15 protein-coding genes are annotated in these 19,167 nt (G+C 66.8%); 8 read left to right on the top strand and 7 right to left on the bottom strand.

Going from position 1 to position 19,167, the window contains the following annotated elements:
* The first annotated feature begins 241 nt into the window (after positions 1 to 241).
* The 3 genes from ACLQ3C_RS09975 (at position 242) to ACLQ3C_RS09965 (ending at position 8,423) form a co-directional block, all read left to right on the top strand.
* Positions 242 to 466 (top strand): pentapeptide repeat-containing protein, encoded by a 225-nt coding sequence (locus tag ACLQ3C_RS09975; RefSeq protein ID WP_425704901.1) that lies wholly within the window; start codon positions 242 to 244, stop codon positions 464 to 466.
* 443 nt (positions 467 to 909) lie between these two features.
* Positions 910 to 4,407: a DNA-directed RNA polymerase subunit beta gene (locus ACLQ3C_RS09970; RefSeq protein ID WP_425704900.1), complete on the top strand. Its 3,498-nt coding sequence runs from the start codon at positions 910 to 912 to the stop codon at positions 4,405 to 4,407.
* Between the two features lie 35 nt (positions 4,408 to 4,442).
* Positions 4,443 to 8,423 carry a DNA-directed RNA polymerase subunit beta' gene (locus ACLQ3C_RS09965; RefSeq protein WP_425704899.1) on the top strand — a complete coding sequence of 1,327 codons (3,981 nt, stop codon included), beginning with the start codon at positions 4,443 to 4,445 and terminating at the stop codon, positions 8,421 to 8,423.
* A 70-nt stretch (positions 8,424 to 8,493) separates the two neighbouring features.
* On the opposite strand, the gene ACLQ3C_RS09960 is transcribed toward ACLQ3C_RS09965, so the two are convergent.
* The 3 genes from ACLQ3C_RS09960 to ACLQ3C_RS09950 all read right to left on the bottom strand — a co-directional run bounded on the left by ACLQ3C_RS09960 (position 8,494) and on the right by ACLQ3C_RS09950 (position 11,153).
* On the bottom strand, positions 8,494 to 8,868 hold the full coding sequence (locus ACLQ3C_RS09960) for a VOC family protein (RefSeq protein WP_425704898.1): 375 nt from the start codon (positions 8,866 to 8,868) through the stop codon (positions 8,494 to 8,496).
* Positions 8,869 to 8,961: 93 nt separating this feature from the next.
* Positions 8,962 to 9,696, bottom strand: coding sequence for a DUF5134 domain-containing protein (locus tag ACLQ3C_RS09955; protein WP_425704897.1), 735 nt, complete (start codon positions 9,694 to 9,696; stop codon positions 8,962 to 8,964).
* Positions 9,693 to 11,153 carry a PepSY-associated TM helix domain-containing protein gene (locus ACLQ3C_RS09950; protein ID WP_425704896.1) on the bottom strand — a complete coding sequence of 487 codons (1,461 nt, stop codon included), beginning with the start codon at positions 11,151 to 11,153 and terminating at the stop codon, positions 9,693 to 9,695. Before ACLQ3C_RS09950 ends, ACLQ3C_RS09955 begins: the two co-directional genes overlap by 4 nt.
* Before the next feature lie 391 nt (positions 11,154 to 11,544).
* On the opposite strand from ACLQ3C_RS09950, the gene ACLQ3C_RS09945 reads away from it, so the two are divergent.
* From ACLQ3C_RS09945 to ACLQ3C_RS09935, 3 genes are all read left to right on the top strand, one after another.
* Entirely contained in the window at positions 11,545 to 12,297 is a 753-nt protein-coding gene (locus ACLQ3C_RS09945; RefSeq protein WP_425704895.1) for a hypothetical protein, read from the top strand.
* A gap of 45 nt (positions 12,298 to 12,342) precedes the next feature.
* On the top strand, positions 12,343 to 13,407 hold the full coding sequence (locus ACLQ3C_RS09940; RefSeq protein WP_425704894.1) for a DNA polymerase IV: 1,065 nt from the start codon (positions 12,343 to 12,345) through the stop codon (positions 13,405 to 13,407).
* Positions 13,408 to 13,523: 116 nt separating this feature from the next.
* Complete coding sequence (locus ACLQ3C_RS09935; RefSeq protein ID WP_425704893.1) at positions 13,524 to 14,498, top strand: esterase/lipase family protein; 975 nt, start codon at positions 13,524 to 13,526, stop codon at positions 14,496 to 14,498.
* Between the two features lie 6 nt (positions 14,499 to 14,504).
* On the opposite strand, the gene ACLQ3C_RS09930 is transcribed toward ACLQ3C_RS09935, so the two are convergent.
* The 3 genes from ACLQ3C_RS09930 to ACLQ3C_RS09920 all read right to left on the bottom strand — a co-directional run bounded on the left by ACLQ3C_RS09930 (position 14,505) and on the right by ACLQ3C_RS09920 (position 16,013).
* Positions 14,505 to 15,119 carry a TetR/AcrR family transcriptional regulator gene (locus tag ACLQ3C_RS09930; protein WP_425704892.1) on the bottom strand — a complete coding sequence of 205 codons (615 nt, stop codon included), beginning with the start codon at positions 15,117 to 15,119 and terminating at the stop codon, positions 14,505 to 14,507.
* A 70-nt stretch (positions 15,120 to 15,189) separates the two neighbouring features.
* A complete protein-coding gene (locus tag ACLQ3C_RS09925) occupies positions 15,190 to 15,717 on the bottom strand; it encodes a SixA phosphatase family protein (RefSeq protein ID WP_425704891.1) in 528 nt (175 codons plus the stop codon).
* Positions 15,714 to 16,013: a hypothetical protein gene (locus tag ACLQ3C_RS09920; protein WP_425704890.1), complete on the bottom strand. Its 300-nt coding sequence runs from the start codon at positions 16,011 to 16,013 to the stop codon at positions 15,714 to 15,716. The genes ACLQ3C_RS09925 and ACLQ3C_RS09920 overlap by 4 nt, the downstream gene beginning before the upstream one ends.
* Positions 16,014 to 16,073: 60 nt before the next feature.
* Between ACLQ3C_RS09920 and ACLQ3C_RS09915 the strand changes: the two genes are divergently transcribed.
* Positions 16,074 to 17,009 carry a DMT family transporter gene (locus ACLQ3C_RS09915; protein ID WP_425704889.1) on the top strand — a complete coding sequence of 312 codons (936 nt, stop codon included), beginning with the start codon at positions 16,074 to 16,076 and terminating at the stop codon, positions 17,007 to 17,009.
* Here the strand turns inward: ACLQ3C_RS09915 and ACLQ3C_RS09910 are convergent.
* Positions 16,939 to 17,442 (bottom strand): flavodoxin domain-containing protein, encoded by a 504-nt coding sequence (locus ACLQ3C_RS09910; RefSeq protein ID WP_425704888.1) that lies wholly within the window; start codon positions 17,440 to 17,442, stop codon positions 16,939 to 16,941. The two genes, ACLQ3C_RS09915 and ACLQ3C_RS09910, sit on opposite strands and share 71 nt — an antisense overlap.
* A 163-nt stretch (positions 17,443 to 17,605) precedes the next feature.
* Here ACLQ3C_RS09910 and ACLQ3C_RS09905 point away from each other — a divergent pair, with 163 nt between their 5' ends.
* Positions 17,606 to 19,165 (top strand): CoA-acylating methylmalonate-semialdehyde dehydrogenase, encoded by a 1,560-nt coding sequence (locus ACLQ3C_RS09905; protein ID WP_425704887.1) that lies wholly within the window; start codon positions 17,606 to 17,608, stop codon positions 19,163 to 19,165.
* Positions 19,166 to 19,167: the final 2 nt, after the last annotated feature.

The raw sequence follows: 19,167 nt of genomic DNA, 5'->3' as shown, positions 1-19,167 counted from the left end.
TCCGCTGAGCGGATCATCCGACAACTTTTGTGGCCTACGGAACCTCGTCTACCGGGCGTCGGGTCATCCGAAGACGCTGCGCACGCGGATGCGGGTGGCCGTGGCCGCGGTCGGACCGCGCGCAGTGCTGTCCGGTGTCGCCGCGGCGTGGTGGCACGGCTTGACCGCGGAGCACCCAGACAGATCACCGTGGTCTCGCGGACCGAGGGACGCCACCCTCGGCGCTCGGCCGGGCACGTGCGTGAACCACCGCGACCTGCACGACGCCGACCTGCACGACGCCGACCTGCACGACGCCGACCTGCACGACGCCGACCTGCACGACGCCGACGTGCTCGACGTCGGCGGGCTGCCCGTGACCTCGGTGGCGCTGACGGTGCTCGACGCTGCCGACGGCGCCCGAGTCGTCGACAACGCGCTGCCGAGGTCACGGGCAGCCCTCGTGGCGGAACAGGTTGCCCGATGAGTCGCCTCGCGGACCATCGGGCAACCTCTACGCGCGATGTCGGCAAATCGGCCAGGACTGGTCGGCGGGGCAAAAGCGACGAGTTCTTCGGCAAATCAGCGCGTAGCGCTTGACGTGACGGCGTCGGGGGGCCAATCTGTCACCAGCGAATTGCGCGCACGGCAGCCACGCGGCGTGTTCTCGCTTCCCGGCGTTGGTGTCGGCGGTGTGTCCCCTCGAGCGGCAGGCTCGGGCATCGGTGATCGCCGCTTGACACAGCGTGTTGTTTTCCTGCTATAGTTGGACGTTGCGCTGGCTGCCTCCTGTCCATCTATCGATCCTCCTTCCGCCCACCTTGTGTGAGCTGCGGTGATCGCCGATCCAGGTTTGTCACCAGCGAACGGCCCAATCAGCCACGCCACACAACGCACGGCATTGAACACATCGTGTTGGAAGGACGCACCTTGGCAGTCGACCGCCAGTCCACCTCAACAACCATCCCCGGCGCACCACATCGCGCCTCGTTCGCCAAGATCGGCGAACCCTTGGAGGTACCGGGCCTCCTCGACATCCAACTCGACTCCTTCGAATGGCTCGTCGGGTCGCCCGAATGGCGCGCGAAGGCCATCTCCCGCGGAGACGAGAACCCGTCCGGAGGCCTCGGCGACATCCTGCACGAGCTCTCGCCGATCGAGGATTTCTCGGGTTCGATGTCGCTGTCCTTCTCCGACCCGCACTTCGACGAGGTCAAGGCCTCTGTCGAGGAGTGCAAGGACAAGGACATGACGTATGCGGCCCCGCTGTTCGTCACCGCCGAGTTCATCAACAACAACACCGGCGAGATCAAGTCGCAGACCGTGTTCATGGGCGACTTCCCGATCATGACCGACAAGGGCAGCTTCATCATCAACGGCACCGAGCGTGTCGTGGTGTCGCAGCTGGTCCGTAGTCCGGGCGTGTACTTCGACTCGTCCATCGACAAGACCACCGAGAAGACCCTGCACACCGTCAAGGTCATCCCGAGCCGTGGCGCGTGGCTGGAATTCGACGTCGACAAGCGTGACACCGTCGGCGTGCGTATCGACCGCAAGCGCCGTCAGCCGGTCACCGTGCTGCTCAAGGCGCTCGGGTGGACGACCGAGGAGATCGCCGAGCGTTTCGGGTTCTCCGAGATCATGATGTCCACCCTGGAGAAGGACAACGCCGCCAACCAGGACGAGGCGCTGCTCGAGGTCTACCGCAAGCTGCGTCCGGGCGAGCCGCCGACCAAGGAGTCCGCGGAGAACCTCCTGGAGAACCTGTTCTTCAAGGACAAGCGCTACGACCTCGCCCGCGTCGGCCGGTACAAGATCAACAAGAAGCTCGGTCTGACGGAGAACCCGATGACCGGCGAGTCGGTGCTGACCCGCGAGGACATCGCCGCAACCGTCGAGTACCTGGTGCGTCTGCACGAGTCCGACCCGCACACCGTGACCTTCGCCAAGGTCGCCGGCCCGGCCGGGCTCGACGTGCCGATCGAGGTCGACGACATCGATCACTTCGGCAACCGTCGTCTGCGTACCGTGGGCGAGTTGATCCAGAACCAGATCCGCGTGGGCCTCTCGCGTATGGAGCGCGTCGTGCGTGAGCGCATGACGACCCAGGACGTCGAGGCGATCACCCCGCAGACCCTGATCAACATCCGTCCGGTCGTGGCGGCGATCAAGGAGTTCTTCGGAACCAGCCAGCTCTCGCAGTTCATGGATCAGAACAACCCGCTGTCGGGTCTGACCCACAAGCGTCGCCTGTCGGCGCTGGGCCCGGGCGGTCTGTCCCGTGAGCGTGCGGGCCTCGAGGTGCGCGACGTGCACCCGAGCCATTACGGCCGCATGTGTCCGATCGAGACCCCGGAAGGCCCGAACATCGGCCTCATCGGATCGCTGTCGGTGTACGCGCGGGTCAATCCGTTCGGCTTCATCGAGACCCCGTACCGCAAGGTCGTCGAGGGCGTCGTCAGCGACACCATCGAGTACATGACCGCTGATGAGGAGGATCGTTACCTCATCGGGCAGGCCAACACCACCTACGACGCGAACGGCAACATCACCGACGAGCGCGTCCTGGTCCGCAAGAAGGGCTCCGAGGTGGAGTTCGTCGACGCGGCACAGGTCGAGTACCTCGACGTCTCGCCGCGCCAGATGGTGTCGGTCGCGACCGCGATGATCCCGTTCCTCGAGCACGACGACGCCAACCGCGCCCTGATGGGTGCGAACATGCAGCGTCAGGCCGTGCCGCTGGTGCGTAACGAGTCGCCGCTGGTCGGCACCGGTATGGAGCTGCGTGCTGCCGTCGACGCCGGCGACGTCATCATCTCCGCGAAGACCGGCGTCGTCGAGGAGGTCTCGGCCGACTACATCACCGTGATGGCCGACGACGGCACCCGCGACACCTACCGGATGCGCAAGTTCGCGCGCTCGAACCACGGCACGTGCGCCAACCAGCGCCCCATCGTGGACGAGAGCCAGCGGGTCGAGGCCGGTCAGGTCCTCGCCGACGGGCCCTGCACCGAGAACGGTGAGATGGCCCTGGGCAAGAACCTGCTCGTGGCGATCATGCCGTGGGAGGGTCACAACTACGAGGACGCGATCATCCTGAGCCAGCGGCTCGTGGAGGAGGACGTGCTCACCTCGATCCACATCGAGGAGCACGAGATCGATGCCCGCGACACCAAACTCGGTGCCGAGGAGATCACTCGTGACATCCCCAACGTGTCCGATGAGGTGCTCGCCGATCTCGACGAGCGCGGCATCGTGCGCATCGGTGCCGAGGTTCGGGACGGCGACGTCCTGGTCGGCAAGGTCACCCCGAAGGGCGAGACCGAACTGACCCCGGAGGAGCGCCTGCTGCGCGCGATCTTCGGCGAGAAGGCGCGCGAGGTGCGCGACACCTCGCTGAAGGTGCCGCACGGTGAGACCGGCAAGGTCATCGGTGTGCGCGTGTTCAGCCGTGACGACGACGACGATCTGCCGCCCGGCGTCAACGAGCTGGTCCGCGTGTACGTGGCGCAGAAGCGCAAGATCCAGGACGGCGACAAGCTCGCCGGCCGCCACGGAAACAAGGGCGTCATCGGCAAGATCCTGCCCGCCGAGGACATGCCCTTCCTGCCCGACGGCACCCCCGTCGACATCATCCTGAACACGCACGGTGTGCCGCGTCGTATGAACATCGGCCAGATCCTGGAGACCCACCTCGGGTGGATCGCCAAGGCCGGCTGGAACATCGACGTCGCCACCGGGGTTCCGGATTGGGCGTCGAAGCTGCCCGAGGACATGTACTCGTCGGCCCCCGACACCAACACCGCCACCCCGGTGTTCGACGGTGCCCGCGAGGAGGAGCTGACAGGGCTGTTGTCCTCGACGCTGCCCAACCGTGATGGCGAGGTGATGGTCAACGGCGACGGCAAGGCGATGCTGTTCGACGGTCGCTCCGGCGAGCCGTTCCCGTATCCCGTCGCGGTCGGCTACATGTACATCATCAAGCTGCACCACCTCGTCGACGACAAGATCCACGCACGCTCGACCGGTCCGTACTCGATGATCACCCAGCAGCCGCTCGGCGGTAAGGCCCAGTTCGGTGGCCAGCGCTTCGGTGAGATGGAGTGCTGGGCGATGCAGGCCTACGGCGCCGCCTACACCCTGCAGGAGCTGCTGACGATCAAGTCCGACGACGTGGTCGGCCGCGTGAAGGTGTACGAGGCGATCGTCAAGGGCGAGAACATCCCCGAGCCCGGCATCCCCGAGTCGTTCAAGGTGCTCCTCAAGGAGCTCCAGTCGTTGTGCCTCAACGTCGAGGTGCTCTCGAGTGACGGCGCCGCGATCGAGATGGCCGACTCCGACGACGAGGATCTCGAGCGCGCCGCGGCGAACCTGGGTATCAACCTGTCGCGCAACGAATCCGCCACCGTCGACGATCTCGCCAACTGATTCTCACCGACGAACAAGAGCTCGAAAGGTAACAAGTGCTCGACGTCAACTACTTCGACGAACTGAAGATCGGCCTGGCCACGGCCGATGACATCCACAACTGGTCGTACGGTGAGGTCAAGAAGCCGGAGACCATCAACTACCGCACGCTCAAGCCCGAGAAGGACGGCCTGTTCTGCGAGAAGATCTTCGGACCGACTCGCGACTGGGAGTGCTACTGCGGCAAGTACAAGCGCGTGCGTTTCAAGGGCATCATCTGTGAGCGTTGCGGGGTCGAGGTCACCAAGGCCAAGGTCCGCCGCGAGCGGATGGGCCACATCGAGCTGGCCGCACCGGTCACCCACATCTGGTACTTCAAGGGTGTGCCGAGCCGGCTGGGCTACCTGCTCGACCTGGCGCCGAAGGATCTCGAGAAGATCATCTACTTCGCCGCCTACGTGATCACCGCCGTCGACGACGAACTGCGCCACAACGAGCTGTCCACGCTCGAGGCGGAGATCGAGGTCGAGAAGAAGGGTGTCGCCGATCAGCGCGACGCCGATCTCAACGAGCGTCAGCAGAAGCTCGAGGCCGATCTCGCCGAGTTGGAGGCCGAGGGCGCCAAGTCCGACGTGCGCCGCAAGGTACGCGACGGTGCCGAGCGCGAGATGCGTCGCATGCGTGACGCGGTTCAGCGTGAGCTCGATGGCCTCGAGGAGCTGTGGGACAAGTTCGTCAAACTTGCTCCCGGCGATCTGATCATCGACGAGAAGCTCTACCACCAGCTGCAGGATCGCTACGGTGAGTACTTCACCGGCGCCATGGGTGCCGAGGCGATCAAGAAGCTGCTCGAGACCTTCGACATCGATGCCGAGGCCGAGTCGCTGCGCGAGACCATCCGCAGCGGCAAGGGCCAGAAGAAGCTGCGTGCGCTCAAGCGACTCAAGGTCGTCGCCGCGTTCCAGCAGTCGGGTAACTCGCCGCTGGGCATGGTGCTCGATGCCGTGCCGGTGATCCCGCCGGAGCTGCGTCCGATGGTGCAGCTCGACGGTGGCCGCTTCGCGACCTCCGACCTCAACGATCTGTACCGCCGCGTCATCAACCGCAACAATCGCCTCAAGCGACTGATCGACCTCGGTGCCCCCGAGATCATCGTCAACAACGAGAAGCGGATGCTGCAGGAGTCGGTCGACGCACTGTTCGACAACGGTCGCCGCGGCCGTCCGGTCACCGGACCGGGTAACCGCCCGCTGAAGTCGCTGAGCGATCTGCTCAAGGGCAAGCAGGGCCGGTTCCGTCAGAACCTGCTCGGCAAGCGTGTCGACTACTCGGGCCGTTCGGTCATCGTGGTCGGTCCGCAGCTGAAGCTGCACCAGTGCGGTCTGCCCAAGCTGATGGCACTCGAGCTGTTCAAGCCGTTCGTGATGAAGCGTCTGGTCGATCTCAATCAGGCCCAGAACATCAAGAGCGCCAAGCGCATGGTCGAGCGTCAGCGTCCGGCCGTGTGGGACGTCCTCGAAGAGGTCATCGCCGAGCATCCGGTTCTGCTGAACCGTGCGCCGACGCTGCACCGCCTCGGTATCCAGGCCTTCGAGCCGCAGCTGGTGGAAGGCAAGGCCATCCAGCTGCACCCGTTGGTGTGTGAGGCGTTCAACGCCGACTTCGACGGTGACCAGATGGCCGTGCACCTGCCGCTGAGTGCGGAGGCGCAGTCCGAGGCACGCATTCTCATGCTGTCGTCGAACAACATCCTGTCGCCGGCCTCGGGTCGTCCGCTGGCCATGCCCCGTCTGGACATGGTGACCGGCCTGTACTACCTGACCACCCTCAAGGAGGGTGTGGCAGGGGAGTACCGGGCCGCCACCGACGACAGCCCCGAGGAAGGGGTGTACTCCACCCCGGCCGAGGCCATCATGGCTGTCGACCGCGGTGCGCTCACCGTGCAGTCGCGGATCAAGGTGCGGCTGACCGATCAGCGTCCGCCCGCCGACGTCGAGGCTGCCGAGTTCCCCGACGGCTGGCGCTTCGGGCAGCCGTGGACCACGGTGACCACCCTGGGCCGCGTGCTGTTCAACGAGCTGTTGCCGGTCGAGTACGCCTTCGTCGACGAGCAGATGCCGAAGAAGCGTCAGGCCGCGATCATCAACGATCTCGCCGAGCGTTATCCGATGATCGTCGTCGCGCAGACCGTCGACAAGCTCAAGGATGTGGGCTTCTACTGGGCCACCCGTTCGGGTGTCACCGTGTCGATGGCCGACGTGCTGGTGCCGCCGCAGAAGGCCGAGATCCTCGAGCGTTACGAGGAGCGTGCCGACGGGCTGGAGCGCAAGTTCCAGCGCGGTGCCCTGACCCCGGACGAGCGGCGTGAAGCGCTGGTCGAGATCTGGAAGCAGGCCACCGAAGAGGTCGGTAAGGCCATGGAGGACTACTACCCCGACGACAACCCGATCGCGATGATCCCGAAGTCGGGTGCGACCGGAAACATGACCCAGGTCCGTAACCTCTCGGGCATGAAGGGTCTGGTGACCAACCCGAAGGGTGAGTTCATCCCGCGCCCGATCAAGTCCTCGTTCCGTGAGGGCCTGACCGTCGCGGAGTACTTCATCAACACCCACGGTGCCCGAAAGGGTCTGGCCGACACCGCACTTCGCACCGCCGACTCGGGTTACCTGACCCGTCGTCTGGTGGACGTCAGCCAGGATGTCATCGTCCGCGAGACCGACTGTGCCACCGAGCGTGGCATCGTCGTGCAGCTCGGTGAGCTGCAGGCCGACAACTCCTTGATCAGTGCAGGCGGCTCGATCATCCGGGACGCGCATGTCGAGACCTCGGCGTACGCGCGCACCCTGGCCGCCGACGCCCTCGACACCGACGGCAACGTCGTCGTCGAGCGCGGACACGACCTGGGCGACCCGGCGATCGAGGCCCTGCTGGCGGCCGGCATCACACAGGTCAAGGTCCGTTCGGTCCTGACCTGCGGGACCGGCACCGGGGTCTGCGCGATGTGCTACGGACGGTCGATGGCCACCGGCAAGCTCGTCGACATCGGCGAGGCGGTCGGCATCATCGCCGCCCAGTCGATCGGTGAGCCCGGTACCCAGCTGACCATGCGTACCTTCCACCAGGGTGGCGTCGGTGACGACATCACCGGTGGTCTGCCGCGTGTGCAGGAGCTCTTCGAGGCGCGCGTGCCCAAGGGTGTCGCGCCGATCGCGGAGGTCTCCGGCCGGACCCGTCTCGAGGACGACGACCGCTTCTACAAGATCACGATCATCCCCGATGACGGATCGGAAGAGGTTGTCTACGACAAGATCTCGAAGCGTCAGCGTCTGCGTGTGTTCAAGCACGAGGACGGCTCCGAGCGTCTGCTCGCCGACGGCGACCACGTCGAGGTCGGCCAGCAGCTCATGGAGGGTTCGGCGAACCCGCACGAGGTGCTGCGTGTGATGGGCCCGCGTCAGGTGCAGGTGCACCTGGTCAACGAGGTCCAAGAGGTCTACCGCAGTCAGGGTGTGTCGATCCACGACAAGCACATCGAGACCATCGTGCGTCAGATGCTGCGTCGCGTGACGATCATCGACTCGGGTTCGACGGAGTTCCTGCCCGGTTCGCTCACCGAGCGCGCCGAGTTCGAGGCCGCCAATCGTCGCGTCGTGACCGAGGGCGGCGAGCCCGCGGCCGGTCGTCCGGTGCTCATGGGTATCACCAAGGCATCGCTGGCCACCGACTCGTGGCTGTCGGCGGCGTCGTTCCAGGAGACCACGCGTGTCCTGACCGATGCGGCCATCAACAGCCGCAGCGACAAGCTGATCGGTCTCAAGGAGAACGTGATCATCGGTAAGCTGATCCCGGCCGGTACCGGCATCAACCGGTACCGCAACATCCAGGTTCAGCCGACCGAGGAGGCGCGCGCCGCGGCCTACGCGATGCCCGCCTACGACGACACCTACTACAGCCCGGACGGCACCTTCGGTGCACCGGCCGGCGCTGCGGTGCCGCTCGACGATTACGGCTTCTCCAGCGGCGACTACCGGTAGTCACCACAGCCGAAAGACCAACGGCCCCCGCACCTCTCGGTGCGGGAGCCGTTGTCGTAGGAGCCTGGTGCTACTGTTCGTGGCGGTACGGCAGGTACTGGACATTCCAGTGGTTGCCGTCGGGATCGTCGAAGTAGACGAAGTGACCCCACGGCTGGATGTCGATGTCGGAGACGTCGATGCCGGCGTCCTGCAGCTGCCGGTGGGCGGCCTCGATGTCGGAGACGCACAGCATCAGCGTGCCTGCGCTGGGTGGGGTGCCCTCGATGAGGCCTTTGCCGAATGCGATCGAGCATCTCGATCCCGGTGGCGTCATCTGCACGAAGCGGACGTCGTCCGACGGGGACTGATCGTGGTCGGGGTGGAAGCCGACGCGCGTGTAGAACTCCTTGGCGCGGTCGACGTCGGTGACGGGCAGAAATGCGACTTCCAGTGTCCAGTCCATGGTGTCCAGCCTCTCGGTTCGGTGTCCGCATCCGGGCTCGTATCGCTCGAATGGGCCCAGACTCCCAGGTATTGCGGACAACTCCGGTCCGGTTCAGTTCACCATGACGCCGAACATGATGGCCATACCGGCGGCCATGAAGACCTGGCACAGGTCGCCGGCGAAGGTCATCAGGTCCGCCGACGACGCGCCGGCGGCGCGACGCCGAACGAAGTACAGATAGAGCCAGACGAAGGCGGCGATCGCGAAGCCGATGGCGAGGACCCAGTTGATCGGTGCCACGTAGGCGGGCTGTGCGGTGTGGTGATGCATGTCCATGCCGGGCATGTCCATCCCCGGCATCCCCGGCATGTCGCCCATATCCGAGTGGTCGTGGGCCAGCACCGTCGTCGACGTCGGCCCGATGGCGAGCGAGAGTGCTTGCGGGGCATCGCTTCCCGGCAGCAGGCTGCCGTTCATCAACGCATACATCCAGGCCATCGCGCCCATCATCGCGGCGTGATAGACCGCGGCGAGCCGACCCCACCCCGTCGTCGTCGGCGGCACACAACCGCAGTCGTCGGCCGGGCGCAGGGACTGGCGCAATGCCAGGGTGAGCAGGAACCACACCGCCGCCGCGATGAAGAACACCATCGGTCCGACGGTCGGCCAGTCCGCACTGAACGGCCACGCCATCACCGCCATCGCCACCGACATCACCAGATGCAGGACGTGCCCGACGATGGCCTGCCAAGGCATCGGGCGGACGACGATCAGATAGACGCACTGTGCGGCGGCCAGCGCGAAGAGCACGGTGACCACCCACCGCAGGACGATGTCGTCGATCATCGACCAACCTCGGTGCCCGCGGCTTCGGGGGCGGCCGGCTGCCTGCGTACCGCGATCATGCCGCGGGCGGTGTCGACGAGCACGAACAGCGCCAACGGGATTCCGAACCAGGGCAGGAACCAGCCGAGAATCGCGGCGACGACCACCACGCCCACCGCCTCGGCCGGGCGCAGGCTGCCCAATGCGCCTCGCCGCGGGGCGCGCGGCAGGTGGCGGTCGTCCCTGGTGGGCCGACGGCGCCACCACATCAGGTAGCCGCGCACGATGACGCTGACGAGTCCGATACCCAACAGCACCAGCGCGATCTGGTTGATGATGCCGAACAGACCCATGTGCGCGCTGATGGCCCACTTGGTCAGCTTCGCCATGAGCGGCCACTGCGCGAAGTCGACGCGGTCGGTGACGGCGAAGGTCGTCGGGTCGACGGCGATGGAGTCGTAGTGGCTCGGGTAGCCGCGCGCATTCTCCGCGACCGTCCACGCCGATCCCCGCTCGGTCGGCGGCGTGATGTTCATCGGAGCGACCAGTCCGGCCCGTCGGGCGGTCTCGTACACGCGAGTGAAGTCGTCGTTGCCGATCGTGGGCGCCGTCGGCGATGAGGAGGGCGGCACGGAGGGCGCTGTCGGCAGTGTGCTGGGCGCTGTCGTCGACACCGACCGCTCCGTCCACGACATGTCGCTGCGCAGATCACCGATGTGGCCACCGGCATACCGCGACCAGCTCAGACCCGACGCCGACAACCCGATCAGGCCGATGATGATCCAGACCCCGACGGCTCCGTGCCAGCTCAGGGTGCGGCCCCGGCGCGGCGCGTTGCGGTCGGGGGTCAGCAGGCGGCGCAGTTTGTGGGTGCGTCGGCGGTGCCCGATCCACAGCGCCAGGCCGCCGAGGGCCACCACCCAGAGCCAGCTCGCGCCGATCTCGCTGTAGTTCCGGCCGACGTCGCCGAGGTGCAGATTGCGATGCAGGTCGTCGAACCATGCGCGTACCGGCAGCCATTCACCCGAGGTGTTGAGCGCGCCGCGGACGTCGCCGGTGTACGGGTCGACGAATACGGTCCGGCTGCGGCCGGCGGGCACGTCGGCCGCGGAGAGGAGCACCCGCGTCGTCTCCCCGGCACGTGGGGCCGGCGTGACCGACGTGATCGTGCCCTCCGGGTGGGCCCGGCGGGCCGCGGCGACCTGCTCGGACATCGGGAGTTCGGCGGTGCCGACGTGGTCGACGGTCAGTTCGTGGGCATACACGGCACGGTCGAGCTGCGGGATCAGCGCGTAGAGCGTGCCGGTGATCGCCGCGACCAGCAGAAACGGGCCGATCAGGATGCCGGCGTAAAAGTGCCACCGCAGCAGGAACGGTCGCCAGCGGTCCGCCGCGCCGCCCGTGCTGGTGGGCGCAGACGACGGGTCTGTGCGGGCCGTCGGCCGAGGAGGGACGCCGGCGGGCTGTGTGGTCACCACGTGTGAAGTCCTGCTTTCGGCTGGCGGGCAATCAGAGGGTCGAGACCCCGGTGCGTGTCAACGGTTCCGGTGCATTCGGGAACAGAGGTCGCGTCCGACCGGTGATTGGTTCCCGGCAATATCTGTGTCGTGCGTCACCAGAGATCGGGCGGGGCCCTCGGTGACGGCGCGCGTCGTCATGCACTCTCGCCCAGTCGAACTTCGTCAGCCTGAATATCGTTCGCCCAGTGCGGCTTTCATCGACGAGGATTTCGGAGAACGTGGGTGACTTCGCCTGGACAGCTCGCGCGATGTGGTCTAAGTTACTCCTCAGTACCGAAAATACTCTTGGGTAACCCGACGATGGGGGATCTCGTCGGATCACAACCCGAAACGGTGGGGGGGCACGAGCATGTTCGATTATGCGGAATGCGAAACACGTACTAGTCGAAGGTTTCTCGGTGGAACGGCGATCCTGGAAGCGTTCGACGTCGAGGAAGTGATCGTCTTGCCCGCGCTGCGAATGCTGTTGCGCGCTGCTCACCCACACTCGGATCCGTCCGACGCGGCGCCCGGGGACCAGTTCGGCCTCGCGCCACTGGATGAGTCGGCCACGGCTGCGGTGCATTCGTCGATCGCACGTCATCTGCGTACCAGTGATGTTCTCGCGGACATGCTGCGCGAGTGCGCCGGGGACGGCGAGGCCGGCGCCTCGCTGCGCGGTGTGGCCGGCGCACTCCCGGTGCGGGCACAGGGGTTTCTGCTCTCGGATGCGAGCAGGTCCGGCCATCCTGTCCGCAGTGACCTGGTGCGACTTGCCTTTCTGCTGGTTGCCGCGCACACGTTGAGTGATCCCACGGACGTCGCCACCGCCTCGCGTTCGTTGAATCTGGTACCGCCACCCCTGCATCGTGACCGAGCAATGATGAAACAGGTTCTCGCCCAACTGGTCCCGGCATTCTCGAGCTCGCAGCGGTCCTGGTTGGAGATCACCGTCAGCAAGGCGGCGTCGTTCTTCTCGGTACCCGACGAGAAACGCCTGCCCGCCACCGGCGATTTGCGGCTGGCCGAGGGCACCTCGGATCTGACGCTGCTGCGCTACAACCGCCATTCCCTTGCGCTGGCCTGCGATCAGGCCGGGCTGAGTCTGGCGGGTTCGGTCTGAGCGAGAGCTGACCGCGGGCGCTGCGCCGGCGGTATCGTGACCGATGTGAGCGCGCCGAGGACGCAACGCTATCGGTGGCTTCTCCATATCGATCTCGATCAATTTCAGGTCGCGGTGGAGCGACTGCGCAGCCCGGAGCTCACCGGGGTGCCGGTGATCGTCGGCGGCAACGGCGATCCCGCCGAGGCGCGCAAGGTGGTCACGTGTGCGTCCTATGAGGCCCGGGCAGTGGGCGTGCGAGCCGGGATGCCGCTGCGCGCGGCGTATCGCAAGATGCCCGACGCGGTGTACCTGCCACTCGACATGGCGGCCTACGATGTGGCCTCTGCGCAGGTCATGGAAACCTTGCGGGAGTCGGGCCATCCGATCGAGGTATGGGGATGGGACGAGGCCTACGCGGGGGTGGCGACCGGGTCCGACAGCCTGATCACCGACGTCGCGAAGGGCCTGCGGGCGCAGGTGTTCGAGCGCAGCGTGCTGTCGTGCCGGGTCGGCATCAGCGACAACAAGCAACGCGCGAAGATGGCCACCGGATTTGCCAAACGCGACGAGTCGGCGGGCGGGGTGTTCCTGCTCGACGACCGTAACTGGCTCGCGCTCATGGGCGATGCTCCGACGCGCGACCTGTGGAGCGTCGGACCGCGGACCGCAGACAAACTCGCCGAGATGGGGATCGCCACCGTCAACGATCTCATCGCCACGCCCCGCGACGACCTCATCGCGAGATTCGGTCCGCATCAAGGTAATTGGCTATACGTCCTGTGTCGTGGCGGGGGCGATGCCACCATCACCGCCGAACCATTCGTGGCCAAATCCCACTCGAAGTCGCGGACCTTCGCCGCCGACCTCACCGCGATGGACGACATCAGTGCGGCGGCCGCGGCACTCACCGACGAACTCCTCACCCAGGTGGTCGCGGAAGGACGCGTGGCGTTTCGGGTGGCGGTCACCGTGCGGACCACCACCTTCTACACCCGCACCAAGTCGCGCAAGCTGCCGGCGCCGACCACCGACGCCGCGATCATCACGCCCGTCGTCGACGAATTGCTGCAGAAGTTCGAGCAGGGCCGGCCGATCCGACTGCTCGGCGTGCGCCTCGACCTCGTCTGACCCTGTTCACCCGTGCCGCTCACGCGTTACCGTGAGATGTGCCGCTCGAACGTCATCACCGCCGCCGGACTCACTTTGCGCGCTCTGGGTTACGCACCGCGACCATGGTGTTCGCCATGGTGCTCACGGTCGCGGGCGCGTTGTGGTGCAACGCCGGGACGGCACCCGCGGCACCGGCGGCATCATCCAGCCCGCCGCTGCCGGTACGCTACGACTTCCTGGCCGGAATCTCTGCCGAACTCGCCCACCCCGGCGGATCGTTGCCCGGCACCAACGACTATTCGTGCCGAGGATCGGCGGCGCATCCGCGGCCGGTGATCCTCGTCCACGGCAGTGGTGGTGGCAGACAGACGAATTGGGCCACCCTGGCGCCGGTCCTGGCCAATGCGGGCTACTGCGTATTCGCCCCGACCTACGGAGCGCTGGGCACGGTCTGGCCGGTGTCGGCGCTCGGTGGTCTCGGGCCCAAACCCGACAGTGCTTGGCAGCTCAAGGAATTCATCGACCGGGTGCGGCAGGCGACCGGCAGCGAGCAGGTCGACATCGTCGGGCATTCCCTGGGCACCGAGATCCCGACGTACTGGATGAAATACCTCGGCGGTCGCGGTCACGTCGCCCACTACGTGTCGCTGGCACCGTACTGGCGCCAAGGGCCCGACGACGACGATGTGCGCGGTGAGACCATTGCGGCATTCCGTGCGCGCCTGGGCATACCGGCGCCCGAGCGCCCGGCCTGCCCCGAATGCCGGCCGGCGCCAACGGATCGCGACTTCAACCAGGCAGTGCGCCAACCCACGCCGTATCTGCCCGGCGTCCGCTACACGAACATCGTCACCCGCGACGACGAGATCGTGACCCCGTACGACGTCGGCATCCTGGCCGGCCCGGCAGGCACGAGTACAAGCGCCACCAACATCGTTGTGCAGGACGGCTGCCCGGCCGACCACTCCGACCATCTGTCGATCGTGGCGAACCCGCGGTCCGCGGCGCTGGTGCTCAATGCCCTCGACCCCGCACACCCGCGGCCGGTCCCGTGCGTGCCGGTCTCGCCGGTGTCGCCGCTGCTCGGTCAGTTGACGTCAGTCGGGTGAGGTCGGTCAATTGACGACATAGGTGAGCAACATGCGCACGAACGCATCGGTCGTGCGCTCCACCGACACGGTGTCGCCCGTCATCACATAACCGAGGGTGAGCCCGTCGGACACTGCGACGACGGCCGGCGCCAGCTCCTCTTCGGGCACCGTCCAACGGAACCCGCCCAGCCGGGCACCCTCGCGCAGCATGCGGACGACCAGTTCGGTGTAGCGCGAATACAGATACCGGGCCAGCGATTCCAGGCCCGGCGTCCGGCGGGCGAACAGCCCCAGCGAGATGAGTGCGTGCTCGCGCGTGGCATTGCCGACGACGTCTCCGGCAAATGTCTCGAAACCGGCGCGGAGTACCTCGGCCGGATCGAGCGACGAGGTACTCGACAGTTCCTCGAGTGAACGCACCCGCTCGGTGAGTGCGTCGAGCTCCTCGTTGATGCCGTATTCGGCGGCCGCCGCGAGCAGCGCGTCGCGACTGTCGAACGCGTAGAACAAACCCGATTGCGGGACGCCTGCCTCCTCGGCGATACGCCGCGTGGTGGCGCTCTCGACCCCTTCGGTCGCGATGACCCGCAGAGTGGCCTCGATCGTAAGCCGGCGCCGCTCGGCGACACTGCGCCGCATCTACTCTCCTGCGAACCCTAGACGAAATGGACTCTTGGGATCTTACCCATCGGTGTCCCGACCACCGGAGTCAGTGGTCGGGACGGTCACCCGATGACGGCGGCCGCGGGACCCGGAGACCGACGATGTGCGCGTCGGGGTCGTACTCGAGGCCGATGTCCCGCCACGGCGCGCCGACCCGCACGATCGCGTACGCCGATGTCGGGAAGCGCTCGATCTCGCCGTCCGGGTCAAGGGTCAGTGCGGTGGCCGGCATCCCCGGTTCGTGGCCGACGATCAACAGGCATCGCGCGTCGGCGGGGGCGTGGATGCGGATCGATTCGAGGACGTCGAAGGCGCTGCCGCCGTAGATGTCGTCGAGGTAGACGGCCGGCGCGGAGAACCCGGTGCGTTCGAGGGTTTCGCGGGTACGGGTGGCCGTCGAGCACAGCACGGCGTCGATGCGCAGCCCCTCGTCGGCCATCCAGCGGCCGGCGAGTGCGGCCTCGCGGCGCCCGCGTTCGGCGAGCGGGCGTTCGTGATCTCCGACACCGGGCGGGTATCCGGACTTGCCGTGCCGCATCAGGATCAGCGTGCGGGCCGGTGAACCGTCGCTCATGCCACGCCGGCGCGGGCCGAGGTCCGGGGCCGCTGTGCCGCGGCCAGGACCTGGGCCGTCGCCCGCCAGGCCGCGGCCTCCTGCCGGTAGAAACAGGCGAGTTCGGAGTGCTCGTCCCCATCGTCCCCGTCGCCGCCGCCGTCGCCGTCGGCGTGCTCTGCGAGGTCGTCGAGTTCGGCTGCCTCATCGAGGCACTCGGAGATCACATGTGTGATGAGGGAGGCGTCGGTACACACGGCTTCGATCGTGGTCACATCGAGCGTCGCGAGGATTTCGAGGTCTGGTCGCAACCGCATGGTTCCAACCTACGACGTGTATACCTCGCCGGGCGGGTAGCCACACCGTAGCCTGGGCACGTGCATTCCTGGGTTCCCGCGCTCCTCGCGGTTCTCGCGGCGCTGTTGATCGCCGGCGGGACCGTGCAGCGGCAGCGCGCGTCCCGGGCCTCGGGTGCGATCACTCGTGGCTGGTGGGTCGGGGCGTCGATCGCCGTGGTGGGTTTCGCGCTGCAGGCCGCGGCGCTCGGACTCGGATCGATCCTGCTGGTGCAACCCCTCGTCGTCCTCGCGGTGCTGTTCGCCTTACCGCTCGAGGCGTGGGCCGACCGGCGGCACCCGGCGCGTCGGGAGTGGGCGTGGGGCGCGGTGCTCGTGGTCTGCGTGGCGACGTTCCTGCTCATCGCGCGTCCCGAGCCCTCGGTGCGGCGGCCCCACGACCTGGTCGTCTGGGCGACCGTCGCGGCGGTCATCGGCGTGATCGTGGCGTGCGTGATCTGCGCCGAGCGGTCGACACCGCACTATCGGGCGTTGTTCTACGGGCTCGCCGCCGGCACATTGTTCGGGGTATCGGCGCTGCTCATCAAGACCATCGTCTATCAGCTGATCAACCATCCGGCGCATCTGTTCGTCCACCCAGAGCTCTACCTGTTCGTGGTGGTGGCGACGGGGGCGGTGGTGGTCCAGCAGAGGGGCTTCGGCGCAGGCGATCTGCAGACGTCGTTTCCGGCGATGAACGTGATGGAGCCCGCCGTCGCGATGGCGTTGGGCGTGGTGCTGCTCGGCGAGAACCTCAAGGTGTCGACGACGACGGCGCTGTTCCTCGGTGTCGTCCTCGCCGTCATGATCCGTTCGGTCGTGGAGCTCGCGAAGGAGGCGGCCGTGCGCTGCGGCACGTTGCCCGCCCAGGCGCCCGGACCCGGCAGTGACTTCGACGGTGATCAGGTCAGACGTTTGCCGGATCGATCACCGGGATCAGATTCCGGGCCCACTGCGCGGCCATCACGCTCGGCCTGATCCCCGACGAGTTGTCGTGGCGGGCGTGCTCGCCCACCTGGGTCGCGCCGCGCGCGACGAGCTTCTCGGCCATCAGCTCGCCACCGAGATTGAACGTCTCGCCGTAGACCATGTCGCCGAGGCCGAACACCGCGAAACGCAGGCCGGACAGATCGGGGGCGAGCGCCTCGAGTTCGTCGGCGAATGGCTCGGCGCCCATCGGCAGATCGCCCGAACCCGACGTCGAGCAGACGACCACCAAGAAGTCCGCGGGGTCGAGGTCTGCCACCGCGAACTCGCTCATGTCGTAGATCGCCGGATCGTGGGCGGTGACCAGAACGTCGGTGGCCCGAACGTCGGCTGCCAAGACATCGGCTGCCAGGACGTCGGCTATGGCGTCGGCGACCAGCTCACTCGTGCCGGTTTCGGTGCCGTAGAGGATGACGACGGACATGGAAGCCTCCTTCGCAAGGGATGCAAGGCTAGCCTAACTCGCGCTGGTCATCGAGGGCTATGACGCGGGGCACTGCCTGTCGGAATCCGGGCCTTGCGCAATTACTAGGATATCCTAGTATTGGAAATGTTCCGCACCCCCGAGCCGAAGTCCAGGTGATCGCGTGGCCAGCCCGACCTCTACCCCGTCCATCCCGCACTACCTCGACGGCGCAAAGGTGACCGCCGAGGGCGGCCGCTTCGCCGACGTCTTCAACCCGAGTACCGGTGCCGTCGTCGCGCAGGTTCCGTTGGCGAGCGCCGACGACGTCGCCACGGCGGTCGCCACGGCCACGGCGGCGCAGAAGGAATGGGCCGCGTGGAATCCGCAGCGACGCGCCCGGGTGCTCATGCGCTTTGTCGACCTGGTCAACCAGCACGCCGACGAGATCGCGACCACGCTGTCGCTCGAGCACGGCAAGACCCACGCCGACGCGCTCGGCGACATCCAGCGCGGTATCGAAGTCATCGAATTCGCCATCGGCATCCCGCATCTGATCAAGGGCGGATTCACCGAAGGTGCGGGGTCGGGGATCGATGTGCACTCGATCCGGCAGCCGCTCGGTGTGGTCGCGGGCATCACGCCGTTCAACTTCCCCGCGATGATCCCGCTGTGGAAGGCCGGTCCGGCATTGGCCTGCGGCAACGCGTTCATCCTCAAACCCAGCGAGCGGGACCCGTCGGTGCCGGTGCGGCTGGCCGAATTGTTCAGTGAGGCAGGACTTCCCGACGGAGTCTTTCAGGTGGTCCACGGCGACAAGGAGGCGGTCGACGCGCTGCTGACCCATCCCGACGTCAAGGCCCTGGGTTTTGTCGGCAGCTCCGACATCGCCGAGTACATCTACTCGACCGCCGCCGCCAACGGCAAACGCTCGCAGTGCTTCGGTGGAGCGAAGAACCACATGATCATCATGCCCGACGCCGATCTCGACCAGGCCGTCGACGCGTTGATCGGCGCCGGATACGGCAGCGCCGGTGAACGTTGTATGGCGATCAGTGTGGCGGTGCCGGTCGGGGAGCAGACCGCAGAACGGTTGCGCGCCAAGCTCGTCGACAAGGTGAACGCCCTGCGGGTCGGGCATTCCCTGGACCCGAAGGCCGATTACGGGCCGCTGGTGAGCGCGGCCGCACTCGAGCGGGTCCGCCACTACATCGGCAAGGGCATCGAGGAGGGTGCCGAACTCGTCGTCGACGGTCGCGAACGCACCAGCGACGAACAGACCTTCGGCGACGATGACCTGTCGAACGGCTTCTTCCTCGGACCGACCCTGTTCGACCACGTCACCAAGGACATGTCGATCTACACCGACGAGATCTTCGGTCCGGTGCTCGCCGTCGTGCGTGCCGGCGACTACGAGGAGGCACTGGCGCTGGCCTCGGAGCACCAGTACGGTAACGGGGTCGCGATCTTCACCCGCGACGGCGACGCGGCCCGCGATTTCACCGCGCGCGTCGAGGTCGGCATGGTCGGCGTCAACGTACCGATCCCGGTTCCGGTGGCCTACTACACTTTTGGCGGCTGGAAGCGCTCGGGATTCGGCGACCTCAACCAGCACGGCCCGGCGTCGATCGAGTTCTACACCAAGACCAAGACCGTCACCACACGCTGGCCGTCGGGAATCAAGGATTCGGCGGGCGCCGAGTATGACGGCCGCGCCGAATTCGTCATCCCGACGATGGACTGAGC

Source organism: Gordonia sp. DT30, from assembly GCF_049844915.1.
Taxonomy (GTDB): Bacteria; Actinomycetota; Actinomycetes; order Mycobacteriales; family Mycobacteriaceae; genus Gordonia.
This window is presented reverse-complemented; position numbering and strand designations above follow the sequence as displayed.